Below are 26,034 nucleotides of genomic sequence, written 5' to 3' on the forward strand. Positions count from 1 at the left end.
CGGGGCTGGGGTGTGGGGCGCTGGCCCCGGATTCAGTACGGGTGGACGCCCACCGGGTGGGCCGGGGGTGGGCCGTAGCCCTCGGCTACGCGTTGGTGGTAGGTGGCCCGGTCGATGACCTCCAGGCCGACGATCTCCCAGGGCGGGAGTTTCGCCGTGGAGCGGTGTTCGCCCCACAGGCGCAGGGCGACCGCTGCCGCGTCGTGGAGGTCGCGGGCCTCCTCCCAGTAGCGGATCTCGGCGTGGTCGTCCGCGTACCGGCTCGTCAGCAGGAAGGGGTGGTCGTGGGCCAGCTGTTCCAGGGCGCGCCGCACCTCCCCCAGCGGCACCGGCTTGCCGGAGACGCTCAGGGTGACGTGCCACAGCCGGGAGTCGTTCTCGTCCGCGCCCCCGCCGGGGACGCTGGTCAGCACTCGCCTCACCAGCCGCCTCCTTCGCCCTGCGTACCTGCCCGCCTCCCACAGTTGACCAGTCCTTGGCCCGTTTCGCGGCGGTTTTGCGGAACCTCAGCCCTGGAGCAGGACGAGATCGTCCCGGTGGACGACCTCGCGTTCGTACTCCGGTCCGAGTTCGCGCGCGAGTTCGCGTGTGGAGCGGCCCAGCAGCCGCGGCAGCTCCTTGGCGTCGAAGTTGACCAGCCCGCGGGCGACGGCGCGGCCGTCGGTGGTCCGCAGTTCCACGGGGTCGCCGGCGGTGAAGTCGCCCTCGACCGCCGCGATGCCGGCCGGCAGCAGGGAGCTGCCGCGCTCGGTCACCGCGCGGACCGCCCCGTCGTCCAGGACGAGGTGGCCCTGCGGGGTGGAGGCGTGCTGGAGCCAGAGCAGCCGGTCCGCCGAGCGGCGGCCGGTGGCGTGGAAGAACGTGCCGGTAGGGCGGCCGGCGAGGGCGTCGGCGGCCTGGCTGGCGGAGGTCAGCACGACCGGGACGCCGGCCGCGGCGGCGATCCGGGTGGCCTCGACCTTGGTGGCCATACCGCCGGTGCCGACGCCGGCCTTGCCGGCGCTGCCGATCGAGACGTGCGCGATGTCCTGCGGTCCCCGCACCTCGTCGATACGGGAGGTGCCGGGCAGGGACGGGTCACCGTCGTAGAGGCCGTCCACGTCGGAGAGGAGGACGAGGAGGTCGGCGCGGACCAGGTGGGCGACGAGGGCGGCCAGCCGGTCGTTGTCGCCGAAGCGGATCTCGTCGGTGGCGACGGTGTCGTTCTCGTTGACGACCGGCAGGGCGCCCATGGCCAGCAGCTGGTCCAGGGTGCGGTACGCGTTGCGGTAGTGGGCGCGGCGGCTGGTGTCGTCGGTGGTGAGCAGGACCTGGCCGACGCGTACGCCGTAGCGGGCGAAGGAGGCCGTGTACCGGGCGACGAGCAGGCCCTGGCCGACGCTGGCGGCGGCCTGCTGGCGGGCGAGGTCCTTGGGGCGGCGGCGCAGGCCGAGCGGGGCGAGTCCGGCGGCGATGGCGCCGGAGGAGACCAGGACGATCTCCTTCTCCCCGCCGCTGCGCGCCTTGGCCAGGACGTCGACGAGCGCGTCGACGCGGTCGGCGTCGAGGCCGCCCGCCGCGGTGGTCAGGGAGGAGGAGCCGACCTTGACCACGACCCTGCGGGCCCCCACGACTTCCTGCCTTGCCCCTGACACGTCCATCCCCTTGCCCTCGTAAGCGTGCGTACGAGCCCGTCCGGCCGGGTGGCCGGGTGGCCGGGACGGCCGGGCTCTCGACGCTCAATCTACGGGGTGCGGGCGCGGGGCCGCGTGCCGGTTTCAGACCGTGGACGAGCTGCGGGCTGCCTGCTCGGTCCCGCCCGGGCCGGCGGCCGGCCGGGCGGCACCCCGGGTCAGGATCCTGCGCGAGAGGAGGAAGGTGAACGGGATCGCCACCACGGCCGCCACCAGCGGGGCGATCCGGGTGTCCAGGCCGGCCCAGGTCACCAGGGCGTACAGGCCGACGGACTGGATGACGTAGTTGGTGACGTTGGTCAGCGGGAAGAGCAGGAACTTCTTCCAGGTCGGCCGGGTCCGGTAGGTGAAGTAGGTGTTCATGAAGAACGACCCGACCATCGACAGCAGGAAGGCGAGCGTGTACGCGAGGAAGTACGGCATCCACGGGTGCAGCAGCAGGTAGATGCCGAAGAAGGTGGCGGTGTTGACGCCGCCGACGAGGGCGAACCGGAGGATCTGGCCGAGCTGGTCCTTCATCGGGCGCTGCGCTCCGGGGCCGGTGCCGAACGCTCCGCCACGGCCTCCGTGGCCGCCGCGGGGTCGAGCGGGGCCGCCCCGTGGGACTCCTTGACCAGGAAGTGCGGGCGGCGCTTGGTCTCGTAGTAGATGCGGCCGATGTACTCGCCGATCAGCCCCAGCATGATCATCTGTACGCCGCCCAGCCCCACGATGATCGCGACGAGGGTGACGTAGCCGGGCGCGTCGACGCCGTGGGTGATCGCCGACACGGTGATCCACAGGGCGTACAGCGCGGTCAGGGCGACCAGGGAGACGCCGAGCCAGATGCCGATGCGCAGCGGCCGGTTGTTGAAGGAGATCAGGCCGTCCATGCCGTAGTTCAGCAGGGAGCCGAACTTCCATTTGGTCTCGCCGGCCTCGCGCTGGGCGTTGCGGTAGTCGAAGTGGACGGTGTCGAAGCCGATCCAGGAGAACAGGCCCTTGGAGAAGCGGTTGTACTCGGGCAGCGACAGCAGCGCGTCCACGGCCGGGCGGGACAGCATGCGGAAGTCGCCGACGCCGTCGGTGAGCTCCACGTCGACCCAGCGGTTGATCCCGCGGTAGTAGATCCGGCTGAGCGCGGTGCGGACCTTCTTGTCGCCCTCGCGGGTGCGCCGGGCGATGATCTGGTCGTGGCCCTGCCGGTAGAGGTCGAGCATGGTGGCGATCAGCTCCGGCGGGTGCTGGAGGTCCGCGTCCATGATCACGATCGCGTCGCCGGTGGCCTCGCGCAGGCCGGCGAGCATGCCGGCCTCCTTGCCGAAGTTGCGGCTGAAGGAGACGTAGCGCGTCTGCCGGCCGTGGTCGGCGGCGATCTTCCGGAGCTTTTCGAGGGTGCCGTCGCGGCTGCCGTCGTCGACGTAGCAGACCTCGTACTCGACGGGGAGGGAGTCCAGAACCCTGCGGATCTCGGTGTCGAACGAGTCGATGACAGCTTCTTCGTTGTAGCACGGAACGACTACGGACAGCTTGGTCATGAACACTTCCTGCGGGGTCCGAACGGGTGATTGTCAGCGACCGGACCCGACACCACCTCTTCCTTAGAAGTATGCACGGCGGATGCATGGTGAATGTCGGCCTGCCGGAGTCCAGCGCGGCACACGGTAGCTTTGCAGGGTTAAGCGGAATGGAACGAAGGGATCGAGGTGCACGTGCCTGACGTCTCCGTGGTCGTCATCGTCTACAACGACGCAGAGCGTCTGCCGACAGCCGTCCAGTCGGTCTTGGACCAGACCCTGGGCGGGGTCGAAGTCGTGATCGTCGACGACTGCAGCAAGGACCGGTCCTTCGCGGTGGCCGAGGAACTGCAGGCCGCACACCCCGGACGGGTGCGCGCCTTCCGGCTCCCCGAGAACAGCGGTGGCTGCGGCGCTCCGCGCAACCACGGCATCAAGCAGGCCACCGGCACGTACGTGATGTTCCTGGACAGCGACGACGTCCTGGACCGCAACGCCTGCCGCAACATGCTGGAGGCGGCCGAGCGGACCGGCTCCGACCTGGTGTCCGGCATGTGCGTGCGGGTCTTCGTGGACAACCGCTTCGGCAAGACCTCCGAGTGGTACCCGTGGATCTACTCCCGCACCCGCACGCTGGAGTCGATCAGCGACTACCCCGACCTGCTGGTCTACGACACGCTCTCCACCAACAAGTGCTACCGCCGCTCCTTCCTGCTGGAGCAGGGCCTGGAGTTCCCGGTCGGCATCCACTACGAGGACCTGCTGTTCTCGGCGCAGGCGTACGTCGCGGCCCGGCGGATCACCCTGATCCCCAACCGCGTCTACCACTGGAACGTGGTCGAGAAGGCCTCGGCGAAGTCCATCAGCAACCGGCGCCACGAGATCTCGAACTTCGTCCACCGGATGGAGATCCACCGCCGGGTCGACGAGCTGCTCGCCGCCAAGGGCCACGACGCGATCAAGTCCGCCAAGGACGCCAAGTTCCTCAAGCACGACCTGGTGCTGCACCTTCGCGACCTGCGGCTGCTCGACGACGAGTACCGCCAGGAGTTCGCCCGGCTGGCCAACGGCTACCTCGCCGGCATCGACCCGGAGGCGTACGAGCACATCACCCACCTCCAGGCGATCTGCGCCTACCTGCTCGGCAAGGAGGACTGGGACAACCTGCTCCCGGCCGCCGACGCCATGGTCAACAAGGGCCGGCTCACCTCCCCGCTCGCCATGCGCGACGGCCGCGTCTACTGGTGCGCCGGGCATCTGGACGATGCCGAGGGCCGCCGGATACTGGACGTCACCGACCAGGGCTTCCACACCACCCCGCTCGCCTCCCTCCAGCTGGGCAACCGGCTCACCTCGTACGCGGACGACGGCCGCGGCACGGTGACCCTGTCGGGCTCCGTGGTCAACCCGCTGGGCCGGATCGCGCCGGACGCGGAGCTCAGCGCCGAGCTGGAGTTCCGGGCCCGCCGCCAGATCGGTGTGCGCTCCTTCACGTTCCCGGTCGCCGAGGTCCGGCACGCCGGTGACACGATCGAGTGGTCCGGCAGCGCCGACGTCGGCGGCACCGTGCGCCCGCTCGGCATCATCGACGCCGTCTGGGACGTCCGGCTGAAGCTGAAGGCCGGCGACGAGCGGCTGTCCACCCGGGTCTCGGTCGGCGGGGTGGACCTGGAGCAGGCCACCGCGCTGCGCGTGCGCCCGCGGCTGACCCGGCTGGTCTCCGACCGCTTCGAGCCGGAGGTCACCAAGAAGGGCAACCTCTCCTACGTCCTGACCGCCCAGGGCCAGGCCGCCGTCCGCACCTCCACGCTGATCAACAGCGCCATACACGGCAAGGCAGCGGGCCTGGTCAAGCGCGGCCTGCGCGGAGCCCTGCGCGCCCGGCGCAACCTCGGCTCCGGCGAGCAGAAGGTGAAGGTCTACCACGAGGTCTTCTCGAAGCTGCCGGTCAAGAAGGGCACGGTCGTCTTCGAGAGCCACATGGGCAAGCAGTACAGCGACAGCCCCAAGGCGATCTACGAGGAGATGGTCCGCCAGGGCGTCGCCTTCGACGCGGTCTGGTCGTACGCGGGCGCCAAGCCGACCGGCTTCCCCAAGGAGGCCACCCTGGTCAAGCGGTGGAGCTGGCCGTACCTGCGGGCGCTGGCCCAGGCCGAGTTCTGGATCGACAACCAGGGCTTCCCGCTGGCGCTGGCCAAGCGGCCGGGGACGACGTACATCCAGACCTGGCACGGCTCGGCGCTCAAGCGCATGGGCTTCCACGAGCCGCGCACCAAGGCGCAGGGCCGCGCCGGGCAGGCGAAGTTCCAGGCCGCCGTGGACCGCTTCGACCACTTCCTGATCCGCTCCGAGCACGACGCGCGCACCCTGGCCAAGGGCTTCCGGCTGCGCGACGAGGTGCTGCTGCGCACCGGCTACCCCCGCAACGACGCCCTGGTCGCGGCGCACCGGGCCGAGGCCGACAGCGGCGAGCGGGTGCGCGGGCCGCTGGCCGCGGAACTGGGCATCGACCCCGACAAGACGGTGCTGCTGTACGCGCCGACCTTCCGGGCGAACGCCGAGGGCCAGGTCGAGGGCTTCACCTTCCCCTTCGACGTCGAGGAGTTCGCCGAGCGGCTCGGCGACCGCTTCACGCTGCTGGTGCGCACGCACTACCTCAACAGCGTCTCGCTGCCCCCGTCCGTCGAGGGCCGGGTGATCGACGTCTCCCGGCACCACGACATCACCCCGCTGCTGGCCCTGGCCGACGGACTGATCACGGACTACTCGTCGGTGATGTTCGACTACTCGGTCCTCGACCGGCCGATGCTGTTCTTCGCGTACGACTACGACGCCTACGCGAACGACATCCGCGGTACGTACTTCGACCTGAAGGAGAAGGCCCCGGGCCCGGTCGTGGCCACGGCGGACGAACTCTTCCAGGCGGTCTCCGCCTTCGAGGAGGCCGACGCCAAGTACGCCCAGGCGCGCCAGCGCTTCCTCGCCGAGTTCGGCGAGTACGACCGCGGGGACGCCGCCCGCCAGATCGTCGAGAAGTTCTTCACCAGGAGCGGCAAGTGAGCCAGGGCCGTGACGTCTTCATCGTCTCCAACAGTGTCGACGAACTGGGCGGGGTGACCACCTGGTCGCACCAGATGGCCCGGCTGTTCACCGACCGCGGGCACCGGGTGCACATCGTCGGCATCGCGCCCGTCGCCGAGGAGATCCGCCAGAAGCTCCCCGCGGACCTGCCCTACGCGACGACCACCCTGTACGACGCCCATCCCCCCAAGGCCCGCCGCCTGAGCGGGATCAAGGGCCGGCTGAACGCGCCCGAGCGGCGCCGGCAGGCGGCCCGGCGGGCGAAGATGCGGGTCCAGGCGGACAAGCTGAGCACCCTGTTCCGCCAGGCCCGCCCGGGTTCGGTCGTGATCGTCACCCAGGTGTGGGCGATGGAGTGGGTCGCGCTCGCCGACACCAAGGGGCTCAGCGTCATCGGCATGAGCCACGAGTCGTACGAGGCCAGCCAGAAGTCCACCCGCGGCAACCGGGTCCGGCGCTACTACCCGGAGGTGGACCGGCTGCTGGTGCTCACCCCCGAGGACGCGGACGCCTGGATCCGCTCGGGCATGGAGAACGTCGGCAGCATGCCCAACCCGCTGCCGTTCATGCCGGACTCCCCCGCCCCGCGCGAGGCGAAGGTCGTGGCGTCCGTGGGCCGGCTCGCCTTCGAGAAGGGCGTGGACCTGCTGCTCGACGCCTGGGCCGACGCCGCCCCGCTGCACCCGGACTGGACCCTGCGGATCTACGGCGCGGGCGTGGAGGAGGCGGCCCTGCGGGCGCACTGCACGGAGCTGGGCCTGGACGACTCGGTCGAGTGGATGGGCAGCACGGACGACGTGCTGGGCGCGCTGCGCGGTGCCTCGGTGTTCGCCCAGGCCTCGCGCGCCGAGGGCTTCCCGATCACCCTGCTGGAGGCGATGGCGGCCGGCGTGGCCCCGGTCGCCTTCGACTGCGCGCCCGGCGTACGGGAGATCGTCACCCCCGGCGAGGACGGGCTGCTGGCCCGCCTCGGCAACACCATGGAACTGGCCGGGCACCTGCACACGCTGATGTCGGACGAGTCGCTGCGCGACCGGCTCGGCGATGCGGCGTTCCGCAGCGTCCAGCGCTACTCCGCCAATGAGATCACTGACAGGTGGGAGGAGCTGTTCGCGTTCCTGGAGCGCTGAGCACTTCGCTGAGCACTTCCCCTGAAGGCGCGAAAGAGCCGCCCGCCCCGGAGAACATTCCGGGGCGGGCGGCTCTTCGTCGTACGGCGTGCGGCCGTCAGCGCTCGCGGGAGACCCGGACGCGGTTCGCCTGCCAGCCCTCCCACGCCGAGGTGATCATCTCGGACACGTCGTGGCGGGCCTTCCAGCCCAGCTCGGCGGCGATCCGGTCGGCCGAGGCGACGACCTTGGCCGGGTCACCGGGGCGGCGCGGGACGACCACGGGCTCCACCGTGTGACCGGTGAGCTCGTTCATCAGCCGGGCCATCTCCCGTACGGAGACGCCCTCGCCGCGGCCGATGTTGACGGTCAGGTCCCGGTAGTCGCCGGCCCGCGCCCACTCGGCGAGCTTGCGGGCGGCCACCACGTGGGCGTCCGCGAGGTCCTCGACGTGGATGTAGTCGCGGATGCAGGTGCCGTCCGGGGTCGGGTAGTCGTCACCGAAGATCCGGGCGCCCTCGCCGCGGTCGTAGCGCTCGAAGACCATGGGGACCAGGTTGAAGACGCCGGTGTCGGCGAGTTCGGGGGCGGCCGCGCCCGCCACGTTGAAGTAGCGCAGGCAGGCCGTGGCGATGCCGTGGGCCCGGCCGGCGGCACGCACCAGCCACTCGCCGGCCAGCTTGGTCTCGCCGTACGGGCTCATCGGCAGGCAGGGGGTGTCCTCGGTGACCGAGTCCACGTCGGGCATGCCGTAGACGGAGGCCGAGGAGGAGAACAGGAAGTTGCGGACGCCGGCGGCGGCGACCGCCTCCAGCAGGACCGTCAGGCCCTGCACGTTCTCGTGGTAGTAGTACATCGGCTTCTCGACCGACTCGCCGACCTGCTTCTTGCCCGCCAGGTGCACGACGCCGGTGATGTGGTGCTCCCGGAGGGTCTTCTCCAGGATCAGCCGGTCCAGGACGGAGCCGACCACCAGCGGGACGCCTTCCGGGACACGGTCCTCGATTCCGGTGGAGAGGTCGTCGAGGACGACGACCTTCTCTCCTGCGAGCAGCATCGCGCGGACGACGTGCGCGCCGATGTAGCCGGCGCCACCGGTGATCAGAAACGTCATGCGTGTCTCCCTCTGCTTGTGGCTAACGGGAACGGCGGCCCATACGGGCCCGGCCGAGACGGTTTCGTACGAGGTTCAGGGCGCCTTCCGCGCCGGGCGCGAGGCGCAGCGCGAGCGAGCCGGCGGCCGTCCGGTAGGGCTGCGTCAGCAGCACACCGTAGCGGCTGCTGGGCAGGACCCGGCGGCGGAGCAGAGAGCCCAGGGGGCGCAGGGAGGTGAGCAGGGAGCTCCCGTCCGCGCACTCCACGCCCACCCGGACGTCCCAGGCCTGCATACCGCGCCGGCCCGCCCGGCGGCCGACGACGGCCAGCGCGGCCAGGCGGAACGGCAGGTCGGCGGTCCAGACGCCGTCGCCGTCGGCGCGCAGCGCTACGGCCTCGCCCTCGACCGGCACGCCGCCGGTGCGGGGCACGAAGCGCAGGGTGGCCGTGCGCGGGGCGGCCTCGGCCAGGCGGCCGTACAGGTCGTGCACCCGCACCCGCAGCAGGGAGCCGGCCGCTTCGGCGTCGACGGTCACCGGCAGCTCGGCCACCGGCAGCCCGGCCAGCCCGTCCAGTTCCGCCGGGACCTCCTCGCTCCAGACGGGCACGCCGTCGGCGAGGGCGTACGGGGGCAGCAGGCGGGGCGGCTCGGCCGCGAACCGGGTCAGCCGCTGGAGGTCGGCGGGCGGGGTGGCGGTGGCGCGCAGGACGCGCACGATCCAGCGGGCGCGTGCGGCGGCGGACTCCACGGCGGCCTCGTCGAAACCGGCGAGGTAGTCGCGGGTCTCGGTCCACCAGGCGGCCTGGTAGTCGGGGTCGGAGCCGACCTCGCGCAGGTACATGCGCAGGTCGTACTCCAGGAACTTCACCTGGCAGGCGCGCGCGAGCTCCTCCGAGGCGCCCCGCAGGATCTCCACCGCCCGGCGGTGGGCCGCGATGCGCGAGCGCCAGTTGCCGACGTCCTTGCGGTCCAGCGAGATCGACTTCCGGGCGGCGCTGCGCCGCACGTGCCAGACGTAGACCAGGTCGTCGATCACCGCGATGCGCGGGGCCGCGGCCAGCACCTGCGCGGTGAAGACGAAGTCCTCGTAGATGAAGCGGCCGTCCGGGAAGCGGATCGCATGCTTGTCCAGGAAGGCGCGTTCGTACAGCTTGTTGACGCACAGCGTGTCCCGGACCAGCTCGGGCCGGTCCGCGGGACGCTCGATGACGTCACCCGGCGTGTACAGCCCGGGCACCCACGGCACGTCGTTGCCCTCCGGCAGCTCGCGCCGGACGCACGCGCCGACGGTGACCGGGGCCTCGTGGGCGGTCGCGGCGCGCAGCAGCGCCTCGGCGGCGCCCGGCGCCAGCACGTCGTCGCTGTCGAGGAACAGCACGTACGGGGCGGTCGCCGCGGCGATGCCGTCGTTGCGGGGCGTGCCGCAGCCACCGCTGTTCTCGGTGCGGTGCACGACCTTCAGCCGCGGGTGCGCGGCGGCCAGCTCGTCCAGCACCGCCGAGGTGCCGTCGGCCGACTTGTCGTCGACCGCGACGACCTCGCTGACGGCCGGGCCCTGGGCGAGTGCCGATGCGACGGCCTCGCCCACGAGCCCGGCGTCGTTGAAGGCGATCACGACGACGCTGACGCTTGGGTTGCTCACCGGACGGATCCTACGGGAGCTGCGTAAAGCCCAGCTCAAGCCGTCAGAAGGGCCGGAACTCGTCGAACTCCCGCTGCGCCGAGTCGCCCCGCTGGGCCTCCTTCTCCTTGCGGCGCTGGACCGCCGGACGCGGGGCGTCCATGCGGTGGTCCTCGCCGCGGCGGCCGAGCATCTCGGCGCCGGCCATCATGGTCGGCTCCCAGTCGAAGACCACGGCGTTCTCGTCGGGGCCGATGGCCACGCCGTCGCCGGCCCGGGCGCCGGCCTTCATCAGCTCGTCCTCGACGCCGAGGCGGTTGAGCCGGTCGGCCAGGTAGCCGACGGCCTCGTCGTTGTTGAAGTCGGTCTGCTTCACCCAGCGCTCCGGCTTCTCGCCGCGCACGCGGTACAGGTCCTCGGCCTCGTCGTAGGTGACGGTGAAGCCGGCGTCGTCCACGGCCTTCGGGCGGATGACGATGCGGGTCGCCTCCTGCTTGGGCCTGCGGGCTCGGGCCTTGGCGACGATGTCGGCGAGGGCGAAGGAGAGCTCCTTCAGGCCGGTGCGGGCCACGGCCGACACCTCGTAGACCTGGTAGCCGCGCTCCTCCAGCTCCGGGCGGATCATGTCGGCGAGGTCCTGGCCGTCCGGGATGTCGACCTTGTTGAGGACGACCAGGCGCGGGCGCTTCTCCAGGCCGCCGCCGTAGATCTTGAGCTCCTCCTCGATGACGTCGAGGTCGGAGACGGGGTCGCGGTCGGACTCCAGGGTGGCGGTGTCCAGCACGTGCACCAGCACCGAGCAGCGCTCGACGTGGCGCAGGAACTCCAGGCCCAGGCCCTTGCCCTGGCTGGCGCCCGGGATCAGGCCCGGGACGTCGGCGATGGTGTAGACGGTGGAGCCGGCGGTGACCACGCCCAGGTTCGGGACCAGGGTGGTGAACGGGTAGTCGGCGATCTTCGGCTTGGCCGCCGAGAGGACCGAGATCAGCGAGGACTTGCCGGCGCTCGGGTAGCCGACCAGCGCCACGTCGGCGACGGTCTTGAGCTCCAGGACGATGTCGCCCGTGTCGCCGGGCTCGCCGAGCAGCGCGAAGCCGGGCGCCTTGCGGCGGGCGGAGGCCAGCGCCGCGTTGCCGAGGCCGCCGCGGCCGCCCTGGGCGGCGACGTACGTGGTGCCCTCGCCGACCAGGTCGGCCAGGACGTTGCCCTGCTTGTCGAGGACGACGGTGCCGTCGGGGACGGTGAGGACCAGGTCCTGGCCGTCCTTGCCGGAGCGGTTGCCGCCCTCGCCGGGCTTGCCGTTGGTGGCCTTGCGGTGCGGGCTGTGGTGGTACTCCAGCAGCGTGGTGACCGACTGGTCGACGACCAGGATCACGTCGCCGCCGCGGCCACCGTTGCCGCCGTCGGGGCCGCCCAGCGGCTTGAACTTCTCCCGGTGCACGGAGGCGCAGCCGTGGCCTCCGTTACCCGCGGCGACGTGCAGCTCGACGCGGTCCACGAAGGTGGTCATGGTTGTTCCTCCAGAGCAGTACAGCGATGTACGGAGATGTACGGGAAAATCTGTGCGCTACAGCCTGTGTAACGCGCCGAGGGCGGACCCGCTTCCCGACGACGTGCGCCGGGAAGCTGAGATCCGCCCTCAGAAGTTACGAACGCCTGGTGATTCAGGCGGCCGGAACGATGTTCACGACCTTGCGGCCACGGTGGGTGCCGAACTGCACCGCGCCGGCCTGCAGGGCGAACAGCGTGTCGTCGCCACCACGGCCGACACCGGCGCCCGGGTGGAAGTGGGTGCCGCGCTGGCGGACGAGGATCTCACCAGCGGAGACGACCTGACCGCCGAAGCGCTTCACGCCGAGCCGCTGGGCATTGGAGTCGCGACCGTTCCGGGTGGACGATGCGCCCTTCTTGTGTGCCATTGCTCAGTCCCTCTTTACTTCGCGGCCGTCGGGATGGACGTGACCTTGATCGCCGTGTACTGCTGACGGTGACCCTGGCGACGGCGGTAGCCGGTCTTGTTCTTGTAGCGCAGGATGTCGATCTTGGCGCCCTTGTGGTGGTCCACGACCTCGGCCTGGACCTTGATGCCGGCCAGGACCCACGGGTCGGAGGTCACGGCGTCGCCGTCGACCACGAGCAGGGTCGAGAGCTCGACCGTGTCGCCAACCTTGGCAGTGGAAATCTTGTCAACCTCAACGATGTCGCCGACAGCAACCTTGTGCTGGCGACCACCGCTGCGCACGATGGCGTACACGCGGATCTCTCTCTCGCTCGATGGGAACCCCTGAAGCCAGCCGGCCCCGCGGGAACCGCAGGCCGGCCTCCCCCGCGCCGCGAGGCGGTACGGGAGGTGAGGTGCTCAGTGGATGGCGTGCACGTAGACACGCCGACGGTCAAGGTTACGGGGCCCGGTTTGAGAGGTCAAACCGGGCCCCGCGGTCCTCACTCGTAACGGAAGACGATCTGCTGCCCGTCCTCCAGACCCGCGATCTTGGATGCGAGCTCCGCCCGGAGGCGCAGGGCCTTGGCCGACTCCATCAGGACGAGGTTCTCGACCGAGAACTCTCCCCCCAGCACGAAGGGAGTGGCCGGGACCAGACGCATCCCCGACGGAAGCCGCCCGTTCCGCTCCTGCCATTCCTCAGCGAGCGGATATCCCGTGAGGACCTCGGGATCCTCAAGCACCGCAGCACACCAGCCCTCCAGGTCCTGCGCAACGAACTCCAGCTCTCCGGTTTCCGGATCGAGGGAATGAATTCCTGCCGCCGAGATGAAGAAGGGGCCGCCGAAAACATCTTCGGCAAACGCGGTCCAATCTGCAGGGACCCCAGGATATCCCGACCGCCAAAGTTTCGGAGCGTTCCACTCTTCGAGTGAAACCTCCCCCACGCATTTCCCGGCCGGAAAGACGTGCAGCGCCGAGAGGAACGCATAGAACCCATTACGCCGGGACAGCAGGTCCGCCAAGGGGGCGCCGGGCGCCACGGGCTCGCCCAGCGGAGGCGAAGCCGCTTCGAGCAGCCTCTCGATGTCACTAGTTCGCATAGACCACTACCTTTGTCCCGTCCGGATACTGACCGAGATCATGCCCCATCGTGGAGCCGGCTCCACGATTGTCACTCGGATCAATGTGGCGCACACTCGCCCCGGTACCACCCTCTTCGAACATGGCGGGCGGGTACTCGTCCCGGTCCTTCTTTTTCTGCGTCTTGATTCCACGCAGAGAGTCCTTGCGATTCTGCTTGGCTCCGCCGCGATTGATGGTCAGAAGGTTCGGGTGACCTGCCGCCTGGGAATCGGCGACGTGCTGGGCCGCCTCAGGGTACCGCGAGCTGTCGATCACAATGGTCGGCAGGATGCACACGTCGATCGGGCCGCTGTTGTGGACGAGGACCGGGACGGCCCCGGCCAGAACGTAGTACGCGTGGATTCCGTCGACCGTGAGGTCGTGCGTCCGGCGCCGCTCGTCGAAGAAGGACAGGTCCTTGAGCGCGACCTTCGTGCCCTCCGGCGTCCGCAGGAGCATGCCCGCACGGAGTTCACCGGCTTCCACGAACCGCTGCTCGTCCTCCACCCAGAACGGGTGGGTGACCGTTGACACCAACGACACTTCGCCCGTGCTGTCCGCGAGGGTCAGGTCGACGAAGTGCTTGTCGTCCTCGGTGACGATGGTGCCGGTGACCTGACGGGTGACGGTCTCGCCGCTCTCCGGATCCGTCGTGGTGACCAGGTCGCCGAGTTCGACATCCTCGATGTTCTTCGTCAAACCGTCCGCGAGCAGCACCTGGGTACCGGGAAGGAAGCTGTGCGGCGTCGGGCAGCCGCCCCTGCCCCTGGTGAGCCGGGCCTTGGCCGCCTCAAGGGCACCCTTGGCCTTCTTGACCTTGTCGGAGGCGTTCCACCAGGCCTTGGCGCCGTCGATCAGGTCGCCCGCCAGGCCGGCCAGGCGCTTGATCAGCTTGCCGGCCTTCTCCCACTTCCACGGGGCGCCGTACTTGGCGAGGACCTTGCCCGCGATGCCGCCGGCGAAGCTGCCGGCGATGTTGAGCGCGGTCTCGCCGCAGGCGCCGAGGTCGCCGCTGGAGAAGCAGTCCAGGGCCGCCGTCACACCAAGCTCGTCCATGAGGATCTTGGTGATCTGCTTGACGGCGTTCTTGACCTTGTCCTTGGCGCCGGTGAGCTCGCGCTCGGAACGGTCGACGTCGTCCTGCGCCTTGTTGACGTCCTGCTGTTCCTTGGTCTGGTTGGTCTTGACCTTGCCGCCGGAGCAGCTGTTCGGGTTGCTCTGGCAGTACGCCCGCTCGTCCGGGTCGTACAGACCCGTCGGGTCGCTCGCCGTGACCGGACGGTTGTGGGCGTAGGCGTAGGCGTTGAGCTGCTGGGCGTCGTTCGTGTCGACCACCGGGTCCGGGCTGATGAACTTGCCCAGGAACGGGTCGTACTCACGGGCGCCGATCGTGGTCAGGCCCGTCGACGCGTCGATCGTGCCGCCGACGAAACCCTTCTCCCCCGGCCAGGTGCCCTGCGGAACCCCGCGGGGGTTGCCGTACGGGTCCATCCGGCGCTGGACGATCGCGCCGGTCGTGGCGTCGATCGCCAGCTCGCCCGTGCCGTGGTGGTCCGAGGCAAGGAAGGACAGCTTGTTGTCCGGGGTGCGGACCGCGATGCTCTGGCCCGCGAACGCGTAGTACCGCGTCGCCTTGGCCGTGGTCGTGCCCGCGTCCAGGCGCAGTTCCATGCCCGGCAGGTACACCGTGGTGCCGGTGGCGTCCTTGCGCTGGATACGGCTGCCGTCGGCCCCGTAGAGGAAGATCGTCTCCGACGCCTCGTTCTTGCCCGGGGTGGTGACGTCGTCCGGCTGGCTGTTCCGGGTCACCTTCCCGAGGGCGTCGTACTCCAGCGTCTGGGTGTTGCCTCCGATCGTGCGGCGCTCCATGTTGCCCGCCGCGTCGTAGCCGTAGGTGTACTGGCGGTCGCCGGTCGGGGTGTTCTCCACGACGTTCTCGACCCGGTGGGTCCCCGCCTTGTAGGTGAAGGTGCGCTTGACGTCCTTCGCCGCGTTCAGGCCGGTGTCGTGCGCCGTCTCCGAGAGGCGGTTGCCGACCGTGTCGAAGGTGTACGAGTTCCAGTACGGCGCCGGACCGCCCAGGGCGGCCGAGCCGGGAGCCTGGTCACAGGCGGCCGGGCCCGAGCCGGAGACCGGGACCTGGCTGCCGACCGTGCCGGAGGCCTGGGCCGCCGTCTTCGTCGTCGCCGGGGTCCAGGACTCCGTCATGCGGTTCTGGTAGTCGTACGCGAAGCACTGCAGGTCCGGGGTGCCCGCACCGGCCGTGTCCGCGATGGACCGGACGTTGCCGATCTGGTCGTAGGAGTAGTTCGACTCCTTGGCCGGACCGGTGGTCGAGCCGTAGACGTCCACCTTCGACTGCATCAGCCGGTCGGTGCCGGCCTCGTACTGGAAGGTCTGCCAGGCCTTCTTGCCGCCGGCGTTCAGCTCCAGCTGCTGGAGCAGGGTGCGGCCGGACCAGATCGTGTTGGTGACGTACGACGTCGTGCCGGTCATCGACTTCAGGCGCTGGATGTCGTCGTAGCCGTAGGCCAGCCCCTCGGCGGGAAGACCGCCGGCCGCCGGGAGTCCGTCGCTCTGCTTCGTGCCGTCACGGTTGTAGGCGCTGGTGTAGACGTACGTGCCGGCGAGGCCCGTGCCCGAGGAGGCCGGAACCGTGTAGGCCGTCTTCAGCGGCTGGTAGAACTCGTCCATCCCCTGGACGACGGTGGCGAAGTACTCCGTCGCGTTGATGTAGCGCAGCGACGCCCATTCCTTGCCGAGCCAGCCCGCCTTGTCGTAGCGCTGCTCGGTGAGCTTGGTGCCGGCGGTCGGCGCTCCGTCCCACGTCGTCAGCGTGCGGCCGAGCTTGTCGTAGACGGTGGAGATCGTCTTGCCGCGGGCGTCCGTCACGGACACCGGCCGGTCGACCTCGTCGTACGCGGTGGTCCGCTTGCCCGAGTCCGGGTCCACGGCTTCCGTCATACGGCCCAGCTGGTCGTACTTGTACGTCCAGATGTTGCCCGCGGCGTCCGTGAGCTGGGACAGCTTGCCCGCCGGGGTGTACGCGTACTTCGTGGTGTCGTAGCCCGTGGTCGGGCCGGCCGGGACAGGGGAGGCGCCCTTGTAGTGGCGGACCTCCGTCGTACGGTCCTGCGCGTCCGTCAGCGTGGTCGTCGGCGTGCCGCCGACCGGCGGGTCGATGTGGACCCGGTCGCCGCCGTGGACGTAGGTGGTGCGCCACTGCTCGCCGCCGGCCACCGAGAAGATCTCGGCGGTGGTGCGGCCCAGGCCGTCGTACTGGTACCGGGTCTGGGCGCCGACGTCACCGTTGCGGACGATCAGCAGCTCGCGCGAGGGCGCTCCCGCCGCGTTGTAGGTGGCGTTGGCCTGCGCGACCTTGCCGGTCGGCGTGTAGAAGGTATCGGCCACCATGCGGGTGCCGGACGGGCCCTCGGTCTGCTTCTGCCGTGGGCGCAGCATGCTGTCGTACAGCTGGTACTCGGCGCCGTACGAGCCGTCGATCTCGATCTTCTCCGTCTTGACGGAGACCGGCTTGTCGGTGCGGTAGTCGTAGCTGTACTTGATGCTCGGGGTCTGGGCCGCGGACTTCGAACGGTCCGGGAGCCACACCGAGACCAGGCGGCCCAGAGGGTCGAGCGCGAGGTCGCTGCGCTTGCCGTTCGGGTCGGTCTGGCCGAGGGACTGGCCCCAGGCCGGGGCGTAGTCGGTGGTGGTGACGTGGCCGAGGGCGTTGGTGACCTGGACCTTGGAGATCAGGCCGTTGACGTCGGTGTACGCCGTCTTGGTCTCGGCGCCCGCGGCGTCGGTCTGGGAGGTCGGGCGGCCGAAGCCGTCGTAGGTGGTGGTGCCGGTGACCTGGTAGGTGGCCGTGGTCCCGTTGTGGGACGTCATGCGCTCGGTCTTCGTCGCGTTGCCGATGGTGGGCGCGGCGCCGAAGGCGAGGTTGTCGTACGAGGTGCGCTCGTCGGAGAGCACCTGCGTGCGGCGGTCGGGGGTCGTGGCGCACTTGACCGAGACGGTCTCGACCCGCGAAGGCAGGCTGAGGACGTTGGCCGCCGTGTTGTCCGCGTAGGACGTACGGGTGCAGGTGTCGTCAGCGGTGGTGGACAGGTCGCCGAGGTCCTCGGAGGTGAGGATCCGGCCGGTGCCGTTGGCCAGGTCGTACGTGGTGTTCGACTCGGTCTCGCGGCGGCCGTCGCCGCCCTCGGTCACGGTGTAGCCGCGCGTCTTGACGGTCTTGGTGAGCGAGGCGTGGCGGGTGCCCCAGGTGTTGGTGTCCGTCGCGGTCCAGTGCCGCATCGGGGTCTTGATGACCTTGGAGACGAGCTTGGTGCCGTCGTAGGTGGCGGCCTCCAGCTCGTGGCCGGTGAACTCCTTGTGGTCGGTGTACGTGCCGCCCTCGGAGTCGGTGACCGTGACCGAGCGGGTCGTGCCGTCCGGCTTCTTGTCGCCGTCCGTGCCCTGGAGGTAGGTGTAGTCGATGCGGGTCGGCTTGGAGGTCGCGGAGCCCGTGGTCACCTTGACCTTGCCGTAGCCCTGCCAGCCGCCCCAGGTGAGGTACTTGTCCTCGGTCATGCCGTCGGGCTCGGCCTTACGCCAGGCCGCGGGGCCCTGGTACTCGTACTCGGTGACCTGCTCCGGGGCGCCGCCGGTCCGGTCGGTCTCGATGACCCGGGCGACGACGTACTTGTGGAACCAGTCGGTGATCGGGTCGAGGAAGCCGGGGGGCGACCAGACGACCGGGTAGCAGCGCTTGGTGGACTCGCCCGGCTTGGGCAGGGCGTCCTTGGTGCACTCCGCCGGGGCGTAGTTGACGTCCAGCTGGGCGCCGGTCTCGCTCAGGACGGTGGAGAGCCGGAAGCGGTGGAAGGGGGCGATCGACTCGCCCAGGCCGTCCACGCGGTTGGCCAGCTGGGTGCCCATCAGCTCGACCGACGGCACCTTGGCGCTGCCGCCCTTGCGGCCCTCGTGGTCGATCTTGGACAGCCACAGGGTCTTGGACTGGTCGCCGTTGTCGGTGAACTGGTGCGTGAAGGTCCACGCGTCCACGTCCTCGTAGGCGGTGGCGTCCTTGCGGATCTGGGTGGTGACACCGGTCAGGCGCTGGCGGGTCCAGAAGGACGCCGCGACCTGGCTGGCGTTGCACTTGGTGTTCGCCGCGCAGTACCGGTCCATCGGGACGTCCGGCCAGTACGCGGCGTTGGCCTTGGTGAAGTCGGCCGGCAGGCACTTGAAGGTGTCGGTCGGCAGGCAGCGCTCCGACGTCGTGAAGACGACGCGGGCCGGGGCCTTCTCCGTGTAGACGGTCGCCTCGCGCTGGCCGTAGTCGACGCGCTTGAGGTAGCCGCCCGCCGTGTACGGGGTGCCGTTGACGTCGGTCTTGCCGTTCAGGGCGTAGTGGTTGGTCTCCTTGCCGTAGAAGTACGACATGACGTTGCCCTGGCGGTCCTTGACGTAGTCGAGGTTCCAGCGCCACGCCTGCTGGCAGGAGGCGTTCGCGAAGGTCGCGTTGTAGCAGGGCTCGCCCGTGTTGTTGCCGAAGACCGGGGTGGTCCAGACGGAGGCGGTCTCCTCCTTGCCCGTGGCCCAGCCCGGCAGACGGTTCTTGCCGAAGTAGTACTCGGTGCCGTCGGTCGTGGTGATCCGCCAGTGCTCACCGTTGTTGTCGCCGTTGACGGCGCCGGTGAGCTGGTCGATCCGGGAGCCGTCGTCGGAGGCCATCCGCCACTTGCCGTCGGCGTCGCCCTTGATCAGCTCGGTGGAGTTGCCGTTGAGCATGACCGTGGCGTTGTCGAAGGCCCAGCACTGCTCGGCGGAGGACGACTGGCCGTCCTTCGCGCAGGGCTTGTAGCTGCGCTCGATGTAGCCGGCCTCGTACGAGAAGCCCTCACCGACCCAGGAGCCCTGGTTGTTGGTGTCGGAGGTCCGGCCGTCCGCGGACTGCGAGGAGTAGCCGAGGCCGACCGTGGGCAGCAGACCGCCGGGGGCCGGCGGCGTGCGCATCGGGTAGGACCAGGAGAAGCCGCCCGAGGAGGTGGCCACGGTCCACTTGGCCGAGGGGGCCAGCGGGGTGGCTGCGTAGTTGCCCTGGGAGGAGGAGTCGCCGGCCGCGAGGGCGACCATCGTGGCGCCCGCGGTCGGGCCCGCCGCCATCGTGGACATGCCGGCCACGCGGGCCGGGGCGGTGACGTCGGCGGAGACCGTCTTCGTCTGCGGGTTGTTGACCGTCTTCAGCGGCTTCGGCAGCTCGGGGCAGGCGGCGGTGCCGGGGGCGGCGACCGTCGCACAGGCCGGGAGCTCGACGAGCTGCAGGCGGGAGCCGTAGCCGCCGCCGAAGCCGTCGGCGAAGGCCGAGTAGTCGACGTTGAGCCGGACCTGGCCGCCGTCGGCGGCCTGGTCGGCCCGCTGGACGCGCAGCAGCGCGCCCGCGCCGAGCTTCGCGGCCCGCTCGGGGGCGACCACGTCGACCTGGACCTTGCCGGGCTGCTTGGCCCCGCCGACCGCGGCCGTCCGGAAGGGGGCGGCCGACGCCTGCGGCGCGGCCTCCTTCGGGGCGGTGACGGTGACGGGCAGGCCGCCGACCTTCACCTGGGCCGCGGCGACGCCCAGCTCGGCGCTTCCGCTGCCGGGCCAGACGGCCTTGTCCAGCTTCTTGACGGCCGCCTTGGCGGTGGCGTTCGCGGGACGGCCCTTGGACTTGGCGCTCGTGCCCTTGACGGGGTCGCCGAAGTCCTGGACTCCGGGGCGCTTGGTACCGCCGGGGGCGGCCTCCAGAGCCTGGACGGAGGAGGCCGACAAGGCCAGGCTCAGCCCGATGACGACGGACCCGAGGGCCCGCCGGGGTATGCGCCGATTCAGCAATCGGCCGCGTAGAGACATCAGTGCACTCCACAAGGAAGGGGCGGGAAGGTACCGCGGGCGGACAGGTGTGCCCGCCCTGCGAGGGGCGGGCACACCTGTCCCGGGGACGGACGGACCTAGCGGTCCGTCAGCTCGATGGCGGTGGCGAGCTGGGCGACGGCCGTCGGGTCGACGGCGCCGTTGTACGCACGCACCTCGTCGATCGCTCCGGCGAAGTACTCCGGGTTGCCGCGGGCCGAACGGCCCACCTGGAGACCGCCGGTCGCGGCCCAGGTGGTGTTGTCCACGCCCTGGGCGGAGGCCGCCAGCTGGCCGCCCACGTACAGCCGGATCTGTCCGGCGAAGGCGTCGTACACGACGGCGAGGTGCTGGCCGACCGGGTTGGTGTCCGGCAGCGCCTGGTTGTCGGAGAACGTCTTCACCGTGGCGCCCACGGTGTCGGCGGTGGCCACGGCCAGTTCCCACTGCTTGGTGGCGCCCTGGTAGCGGACCTGGACGCGGTTGGTGTTGGCACCCGGCAGGGAGAACACCGTCTGCGAGGCGGTCGCGTCGACCGAGCTCACCTGGACGCGTGCCGAGAGCGTGAAGCTCGCGGCGCCGGTGACCGGGGCGGCAGCCGTCCAGGCGTAGTCACCGCTGCCGTCCAGGGCCAGGTGCCCGGCCCCGATCATGGGGGCGGGGGGAACCGTCTCGGCCAGCGGGTCGGGCTCGCCCGGAGCGTAGACGGCGGCGTCGCCCGCCAGCGTCAGCACCTGGCTGCCCGCGACCTCCGGCGAGGCGCCGGACTGGTTCGCGTTGAGCTGCCAGTAGCCCTTACGGTCCGGCTTGACCGTGGTGATCTCGGAGATCTGGGCCGGCAGCAGCGGACGGCTGAAGACGCGCACCTCGGCGAGGTCACCGGTGAAGGGGTCCTCGTAGCCGGCCTTGTCGATGTGGCGGCCGATCTGGAGCGCGCCGTACGACTTCCAGGTCGAGCGGCGCACCGACTCGCCCTTGAGCTCCTTGTCGACGTACAGCTGGAGCTTGCCGGTGGCGCCGTCGACCAGACCGGTCAGCAGGACCCACTTGTCCTTGACCGGGGTGACCCCGGTGGACAGGGCCTTCCACTCGCCGACGGTGTCCAGGTCGCTGACCGGGACCGAGAACTTCCAGGTCTTGGCGACCGCGTCGTAGCCGAGGACGAAGCCCGGCTCGCCCGTGCCGTCCTGGCTGACCACGGTCATGTCGCGGCTGAGGTCGGCGGGGCGCACCCAGGCGCTGACGCTGAAGCCCTTGAGGGTGTCCAGCACCGTGCTGCCCGCGTCCACCCAGCTGTCGGCCGTGCCGTCGAAACGGGCCGCCCGGTCGATGGTGCCGCCCGGACCGGGGACGCCGAAGGTGACGCCGGGGCCGTAGGCCGCCGGGTACTTGCCCTGCTCCTCGTCGGCGCCGTCGGCGCCCGGGTCGTCGGCCAGGTTCCACTGCGCGGCGGCGGACGCGCCGGCCGCCACGTAGAAGCTGTGGCGGGCCTTGGCGCTGGGGTGCGCGGCCCTGTCCACCGCGACGACGTCGACCCAGTGCGGGCCGGAGCGGGTCGGGGTCCAGTTCACCGAGGCGGGGGCGCCGCCCGCGGTGTTGGCGATCTCCTTCTCGGGCTCGCCGTCGAAGGAGTAGCGGTACTTCACGACGTCCGTGTCGGGCACGGAGTCGTTCGGGTTGGGCGAGAAGGTGAAGGTGCCCTGGGCGCCGACACCGTCGTGGTAGACGTTCGTCGCCGGGTACTGCGAGCTGAACACGTTCGGCTTGCCCGGGAAGGACTTGTCGTACATGAACTCGCACGTGCTGCTGAACGGGCCCCAGCCGTCGCCGTCGTGCGCGGCGACCCTCCAGGAGATCACCGTGTTCTCGGGGATCGTCGAGTTGACGGTGTGCTCGAAGGGTGTCGAGGTCGTCGGCGCCTTGTAGAGCGTGTCCGCGGTGTAGGACTTGGCCGCTCCGGCCGCGTCCTTCCACTCCACGAGGAAGCGGACCTTGACCTGCTCGCCGGCGTCCGCGTCGTTGGCGAAGGCGCGCAGCGTCGGTGGTACGTCGGTGTAGGGGCGGCCGGTCCCGGTGACGCAGCCGCCGCCCGGGTTGGAGGACATCGAGGTCGTCTTGATCAGGCCCGGCAGCGTGTTGTAGCTGATGCTGAGGTACGCGTTGCCGCAGACCCGCTTCCAGCCGCCGAAGGTGCTCTCGTCCTTGGCACGGAGGCCCAGGACCATCTGGTCCCAGCCCTCGTTCGCCGCGGTGCGCACGCTGTTGGTCAGGCCGCCGGTGGCACCCGACTTGAAGTGCATGTTGGCCTGGGACTCACAGCTCGTGGGCTGGATCTTCTGGTCGAGGGTCTCCAGCGTCGTCAGCGTGGCGGTCTGGGTGTTGGACCAGTTGCTGCCGCTGTCGAGGTGGGCCGTCCGGCCGCCTATCCGCTGGAGCTGGATGGGTTCGGCACGGGCGTCGGCCCAGTACACGTGCTGGACGCGGGCGCTGAAGGTGGCCCCGAGGATCTGCTTGCCCTTGTAGAAGGACAGCGGGATCTGGAAGGCGGTACGGCGCACGCCGATGCCGGCGCAGGAGGCCGCGCTGTAGTCCGTCGGGCACTTGCCGACACCGGCGCTGCCGGAGTAGCGCCACTCGCCGATCGAGGGCTTGCCCGACATGACGGCGGTCCAGCCGGAGCGGTCGGCGGTCTTCTGGATCGGGTCGATGACCACGGGGAAGACCGTCGCGCCGTCGCGCAGCAGCTTCTGGTCCGGGACCAGCGTCAGCTTGTCCTGGGACACCTCGACGCCGAGCGCGGCGGCCTTGCCGCCGCCGCCCGGGCCCTCCAGGGCCGGGGCGAGCGCCGCGGCGGCGTCCTTCCCGGTGGGGGCGTCGGCGCGGGCGTCGGACAGCGACCGGGCCACGGCCTTGGGGCCCTTGGTCCGGGTGGCGGCCTCCTGCGAGGACGCCGAGTCCCACATGCTGGGGGCGCCGGACTGGAAGACGGTGCCGCCGACGGCGCTGTCCTCGGCGGTGACCGCGCCGTTCGCGTCCTTCTTGTACGTCAGGCCCTTGGACTTCAGGCCCAGGTCCAGGCGCTGCAGCCGCGGGTCGGCGGCCGCCTGCGGGGTCTTGACGACGAGCAGGTGGCCGAAGCCGTTGGCCTCGGCGCGCACCTTGAGGTCCACACCCGGCAGGGCGTCGGCGTAGGTGGCGGTGTCGCCGTCCAAGGCGGGCGCGGGCAGCTTGCCGTAGGGCCAGGTCAGCGCCATCTCGCGGGTGCCGCGGCGCATCGTGACGAACGGCTTGCCCGCCTCACCGCCCGAGAAGGTCAGGGCGACGGTGGCCGCCTTCGGGGTGACGCTGCCGTCGGCCCGCTTGACGAGGGTCTTGTCGATGTCGACCCACTTGCCGTTCTGCACGGCGTGCACCGGCTCGGTGTACTCGCGAGCGGTGTACGTGCCGTCCGGCGCGGCGAAGATCTCCCGCTGCTCGGTGCGCAGGCCGAGCACCTCGACCTGCTTGCCGGTCTTGCGGGCTGCGGTCAGGGCCTCCGCCTCCGTCTGGACGGGGGTGCCGACGGCGACGGGCTCCGGGGTGCGGGCGCGGTCGGTTCCGCTCCACTGCTCCAGGCCGAGGGTGGTGGCCACGAGGGCTCCGGCAGTCACCGCGGCGAGCGAGGCCCGCCGCAGCACGGTGCGGCGCAGGCCGCCGCCGCTGTGATGGTGCGTCATCGGACCACCGTTCCGAAGGCGTTGGCCTCGGCGGGCAGACCGCCCTGACCGGGCTTGAACGTCTGGGTGGGCGCGCCGCCGTCGCCGCTGATCGTCCACGGGAAGACGTAGACGGCGCGGCCCTCGGCGGGGCCGTACGGCATGCCGACGTGCAGTCCGCCCGATCCGCCGCCGATGCTCATGCCGGCGTACAGGCGCGGAGCGACCGGGGTCGGGATCTCGGATCCGGGTTCGAGGATCTTGTCCGCCCCGGGGGCGCCGATCATGGGGAACATCTGCACGACGCCCCGGTCGGCGACGCCGTTGGCGGCGTCCTCACCGGGTACGCCCACCGCGAGGCGGACGGTGCTCGCCGTGCTCGTGCTGTTCGGGGCGCTGTTGTAGGCGGCGACGCGCTGGCCGAAGTAGTCGCCGGCCTCGGCCGTGCCGCCCACGTCGGTGGTGTTCTGGTCGATCCAGTTGAGTTCCGTGTACGCCCCGGCCGCGTCGAGCTTGAACACCTGGACAGCGCCGGCGTCGACGGTGGTGGACAGGTCCTCGCCCGGGCTGCCGACGGCGAGGAGGGCCTCGGTGGTGCTGGTGGCTCCGGCGGCCCGGTAGGGCACGAGGGCGAGCGACGTGCCGAAGCCGTCGCCGTTCTCACAGGCTCCGAGGACGTTCGGGGTGTCCTGGGTGATGACGCCCAGCGGCTTGGGCACGCCGGAGGTGAGGGCGTGGCTGAAGAGGGTGACCGCGCCCGCCTCGGGGATGGTCCCCTGGGCCTCGCCCGGGGAGCTGACGGCGAGGTGGGTGGGGGTCGCCGCGATGGCGGAGCCGAAGCGGTCGTAGGCCTCCAGGGTGTCGGGCACGGCGCCCGCGGTGGCGACGTCCTGGGTGACGACGCCGACCGTCACGGTGGAGGCCCCGGAGATGTACAGGAAGCCGCCGGCGTCCACGCCGCTGGCGATGTCCTCGCCGGGCACCCCGATGACCAGGAACGGGACGCCCGCGGCGGACTTGCCCGCGGCCAGGGCGTAGCCCGCCCAGTCGTAGGCCTCGGCGGCGCCGGGCACCGGGCCCGTGCCCTGGATGTACTCGGTGGTCGCCCGGCCGCCGGCGAGGCCGGCGGGCGAGCCGTACACGACGACGGTGCGGCCGGCGTCCGCCTGGCCGGCGATGTCCTCGTAGGGCGAGCCGACGGCGAGGTCGGAGCAGCCGTCGAGGTCGGCGTCGTAGACGGCCAGCGCGTGGCCGAAGCGGTCGCCGGCCGCCGAGCTGCCGGCCTTCGCGGCCTCCTGGGTGAGGGCGAGGGTGCCCTTGCCGCCGCCGTACACGATGTGCACGACTCCGGCCTTGGCCACGCCGTTCGCGGTGGCCTCGGGGTCGGCGATGGCGGTGTCGGCGATGCCGTCTCCGTTGAAGTCCGACTCGACTCCGCTGCAGCCGGGCGCGACCGCGGCGGCGGCCGGGGAGGCCAGGGGCAGCGGGCCCGTCGTGAGGGTCAGGGCGAGGGCCGCGGCCGTCAGGGCCAGCGTCCCTCTGGCGGCGTACCGCCTGGTGGCGCCGTGCGGCGCGGGGGTTGTTCTGATCACCGTTTCTGGTTCCGTCTCCGTCGAGTGCGCGGACGCCGCAGGGCGGCCGGAATTCGATGGAGCAAGAAAGGGAGGAAAAGGTGATAAATAGGGCGCATGGATGCGTGGTCAGCGCATCGTCGGCCAGTTCCCCCCGGTTGTCGCAGATCCCCATCCGTGACAAGCCGCTTCACAGCGTGATCAGAACGATCGCTCGCCCACACGCGTCTGACAAGGGACGATGTCCGACATTCGACGATCTTGCTTGTTAACGGATTGGTCACGTCCGGCCCATGGCCCCGCAAAAGCCAGACAAAAACCCTGCCCGGCACCGGGGTTCCGGTGCCGGGCAGGGCCGGGTGACACAGTGCCCGTGAGGGCCTATTTTCAGCCTTCGGTCGAGGAGGTGACTGACGGGGCGGTCTGCTCGGCCGCCGCGGTCTTCTTCGTCGCCTTCTTGGCCGTGGTCTTCTTCGCCGTCGTCTTCTTGGCGACGGCCTTCTTCGCGGTCGTCGTCTTCTTGGCGGCGGCCTTCTTCGCCGGGGCCTTCTTGGCGGCCGTCTTACGGACCGTCTTCTTGGCCGGGGCGGCCTCCTCGGCCGGGGTCTCCCCGACGGCCGGCTCGGCGGCCTCGGCGACCGGCTCGGCGGCCTCGGCGACCGGGGCCGGCTCCGGCGTGGTGACGACCACGACCGCGGCCTCGGCGCCCGCCGGGGAACCGGCCGGGGCCGTCGCCTTGCGGG

General features: G+C 70.8%; 16 protein-coding genes. 2 read left to right on the forward strand and 14 right to left on the reverse strand.

Features of this window, described 5'->3' with window-relative positions:
- Positions 1 to 32: 32 nt before the first annotated feature.
- The 4 genes from GPJ59_RS05610 to GPJ59_RS05625 all read right to left on the reverse strand — a co-directional run bounded on the left by GPJ59_RS05610 (position 33) and on the right by GPJ59_RS05625 (position 3,190).
- Positions 33 to 422, reverse strand: a complete 390-nt coding sequence (locus GPJ59_RS05610; protein ID WP_308120150.1) for a hypothetical protein — start codon at positions 420 to 422, stop codon at positions 33 to 35.
- An 84-nt stretch (positions 423 to 506) separates the two neighbouring features.
- Positions 507 to 1,634: a glutamate 5-kinase gene (gene proB, locus GPJ59_RS05615; protein WP_219665252.1), complete on the reverse strand. Its 1,128-nt coding sequence runs from the start codon at positions 1,632 to 1,634 to the stop codon at positions 507 to 509.
- A 123-nt stretch (positions 1,635 to 1,757) separates the two neighbouring features.
- On the reverse strand, positions 1,758 to 2,192 hold the full coding sequence (locus GPJ59_RS05620; protein ID WP_219665253.1) for a GtrA family protein: 435 nt from the start codon (positions 2,190 to 2,192) through the stop codon (positions 1,758 to 1,760).
- On the reverse strand, positions 2,189 to 3,190 hold the full coding sequence (locus GPJ59_RS05625) for a glycosyltransferase family 2 protein (protein ID WP_219665254.1): 1,002 nt from the start codon (positions 3,188 to 3,190) through the stop codon (positions 2,189 to 2,191). Before GPJ59_RS05625 ends, GPJ59_RS05620 begins: the two co-directional genes overlap by 4 nt.
- Before the next feature lie 168 nt (positions 3,191 to 3,358).
- Here GPJ59_RS05625 and GPJ59_RS05630 point away from each other — a divergent pair, with 168 nt between their 5' ends.
- Positions 3,359 to 6,229, forward strand: a complete 2,871-nt coding sequence (locus GPJ59_RS05630) for a bifunctional glycosyltransferase/CDP-glycerol:glycerophosphate glycerophosphotransferase (protein ID WP_219665255.1) — start codon at positions 3,359 to 3,361, stop codon at positions 6,227 to 6,229.
- Entirely contained in the window at positions 6,226 to 7,380 is a 1,155-nt protein-coding gene (locus tag GPJ59_RS05635) for a glycosyltransferase (protein ID WP_219665256.1), read from the forward strand. Before GPJ59_RS05630 ends, GPJ59_RS05635 begins: the two co-directional genes overlap by 4 nt.
- Positions 7,381 to 7,477: 97 nt before the next feature.
- On the opposite strand, the gene galE is transcribed toward GPJ59_RS05635, so the two are convergent.
- From galE to GPJ59_RS05685, 10 genes are all read right to left on the reverse strand, one after another.
- Complete coding sequence (galE, locus tag GPJ59_RS05640) at positions 7,478 to 8,473, reverse strand: UDP-glucose 4-epimerase GalE (RefSeq protein ID WP_219665257.1); 996 nt, start codon at positions 8,471 to 8,473, stop codon at positions 7,478 to 7,480.
- Positions 8,474 to 8,495: 22 nt separating this feature from the next.
- Complete coding sequence (locus GPJ59_RS05645) at positions 8,496 to 10,097, reverse strand: glycosyltransferase family 2 protein (protein ID WP_308120152.1); 1,602 nt, start codon at positions 10,095 to 10,097, stop codon at positions 8,496 to 8,498.
- 43 nt (positions 10,098 to 10,140) lie between these two features.
- The gene (gene obgE / locus GPJ59_RS05650; RefSeq protein ID WP_219665259.1) at positions 10,141 to 11,586 is read right to left on the reverse strand and encodes a GTPase ObgE; all 1,446 of its coding nucleotides are present in this window, start codon (positions 11,584 to 11,586) and stop codon (positions 10,141 to 10,143) included.
- A 154-nt stretch (positions 11,587 to 11,740) separates the two neighbouring features.
- Complete coding sequence (gene rpmA / locus GPJ59_RS05655; RefSeq protein WP_008738950.1) at positions 11,741 to 11,995, reverse strand: 50S ribosomal protein L27; 255 nt, start codon at positions 11,993 to 11,995, stop codon at positions 11,741 to 11,743.
- Between the two features lie 14 nt (positions 11,996 to 12,009).
- Positions 12,010 to 12,330 (reverse strand): 50S ribosomal protein L21, encoded by a 321-nt coding sequence (rplU, locus tag GPJ59_RS05660; RefSeq protein ID WP_010476312.1) that lies wholly within the window; start codon positions 12,328 to 12,330, stop codon positions 12,010 to 12,012.
- A gap of 188 nt (positions 12,331 to 12,518) precedes the next feature.
- Positions 12,519 to 13,121 (reverse strand): hypothetical protein, encoded by a 603-nt coding sequence (locus tag GPJ59_RS05665; protein WP_219665260.1) that lies wholly within the window; start codon positions 13,119 to 13,121, stop codon positions 12,519 to 12,521.
- Positions 13,111 to 20,025 carry an RHS repeat-associated core domain-containing protein gene (locus GPJ59_RS05670; protein WP_219665261.1) on the reverse strand — a complete coding sequence of 2,305 codons (6,915 nt, stop codon included), beginning with the start codon at positions 20,023 to 20,025 and terminating at the stop codon, positions 13,111 to 13,113. Before GPJ59_RS05670 ends, GPJ59_RS05665 begins: the two co-directional genes overlap by 11 nt.
- 98 nt (positions 20,026 to 20,123) lie before the next feature.
- The gene (locus GPJ59_RS05675) at positions 20,124 to 23,741 is read right to left on the reverse strand and encodes a LamG domain-containing protein (RefSeq protein WP_219665262.1); all 3,618 of its coding nucleotides are present in this window, start codon (positions 23,739 to 23,741) and stop codon (positions 20,124 to 20,126) included.
- Positions 23,738 to 25,312 (reverse strand): VCBS repeat-containing protein, encoded by a 1,575-nt coding sequence (locus GPJ59_RS05680; protein WP_308120153.1) that lies wholly within the window; start codon positions 25,310 to 25,312, stop codon positions 23,738 to 23,740. The genes GPJ59_RS05675 and GPJ59_RS05680 overlap by 4 nt, the downstream gene beginning before the upstream one ends.
- 366 nt (positions 25,313 to 25,678) lie before the next feature.
- Positions 25,679 to 26,034: hypothetical protein (locus GPJ59_RS05685; RefSeq protein ID WP_219665263.1), on the reverse strand; the 356-nt coding region annotated here is incomplete at its 5' end.

Source organism: Streptomyces bambusae, assembly GCF_019400985.1.
In the GTDB taxonomy this organism is placed as follows: Bacteria; Actinomycetota; Actinomycetes; order Streptomycetales; family Streptomycetaceae; genus Streptomyces; species Streptomyces bambusae_A.

Bases quoted from the DNA above. Each gene is read 5' to 3' on its own strand.
- obgE (WP_219665259.1), bottom strand. From the start codon at position 11,586: ATGACCACCTTCGTGGACCGCGTCGAGCTGCACGTCGCCGCGGGTAAC.
- galE (WP_219665257.1), bottom strand. From the start codon at position 8,473: ATGACGTTTCTGATCACCGGTGGCGCCGGCTACATCGGCGCGCACGTC.
- GPJ59_RS05675 (WP_219665262.1), bottom strand. From the start codon at position 23,741: ATGACGCACCATCACAGCGGCGGCGGCCTGCGCCGCACCGTGCTGCGG.
- GPJ59_RS05670 (WP_219665261.1), bottom strand. From the start codon at position 20,025: ATGTCTCTACGCGGCCGATTGCTGAATCGGCGCATACCCCGGCGGGCC.
- GPJ59_RS05620 (WP_219665253.1), bottom strand. From the start codon at position 2,192: ATGAAGGACCAGCTCGGCCAGATCCTCCGGTTCGCCCTCGTCGGCGGC.
- GPJ59_RS05625 (WP_219665254.1), bottom strand. From the start codon at position 3,190: ATGACCAAGCTGTCCGTAGTCGTTCCGTGCTACAACGAAGAAGCTGTC.
- GPJ59_RS05665 (WP_219665260.1), bottom strand. From the start codon at position 13,121: ATGCGAACTAGTGACATCGAGAGGCTGCTCGAAGCGGCTTCGCCTCCG.
- rpmA (WP_008738950.1), bottom strand. From the start codon at position 11,995: ATGGCACACAAGAAGGGCGCATCGTCCACCCGGAACGGTCGCGACTCC.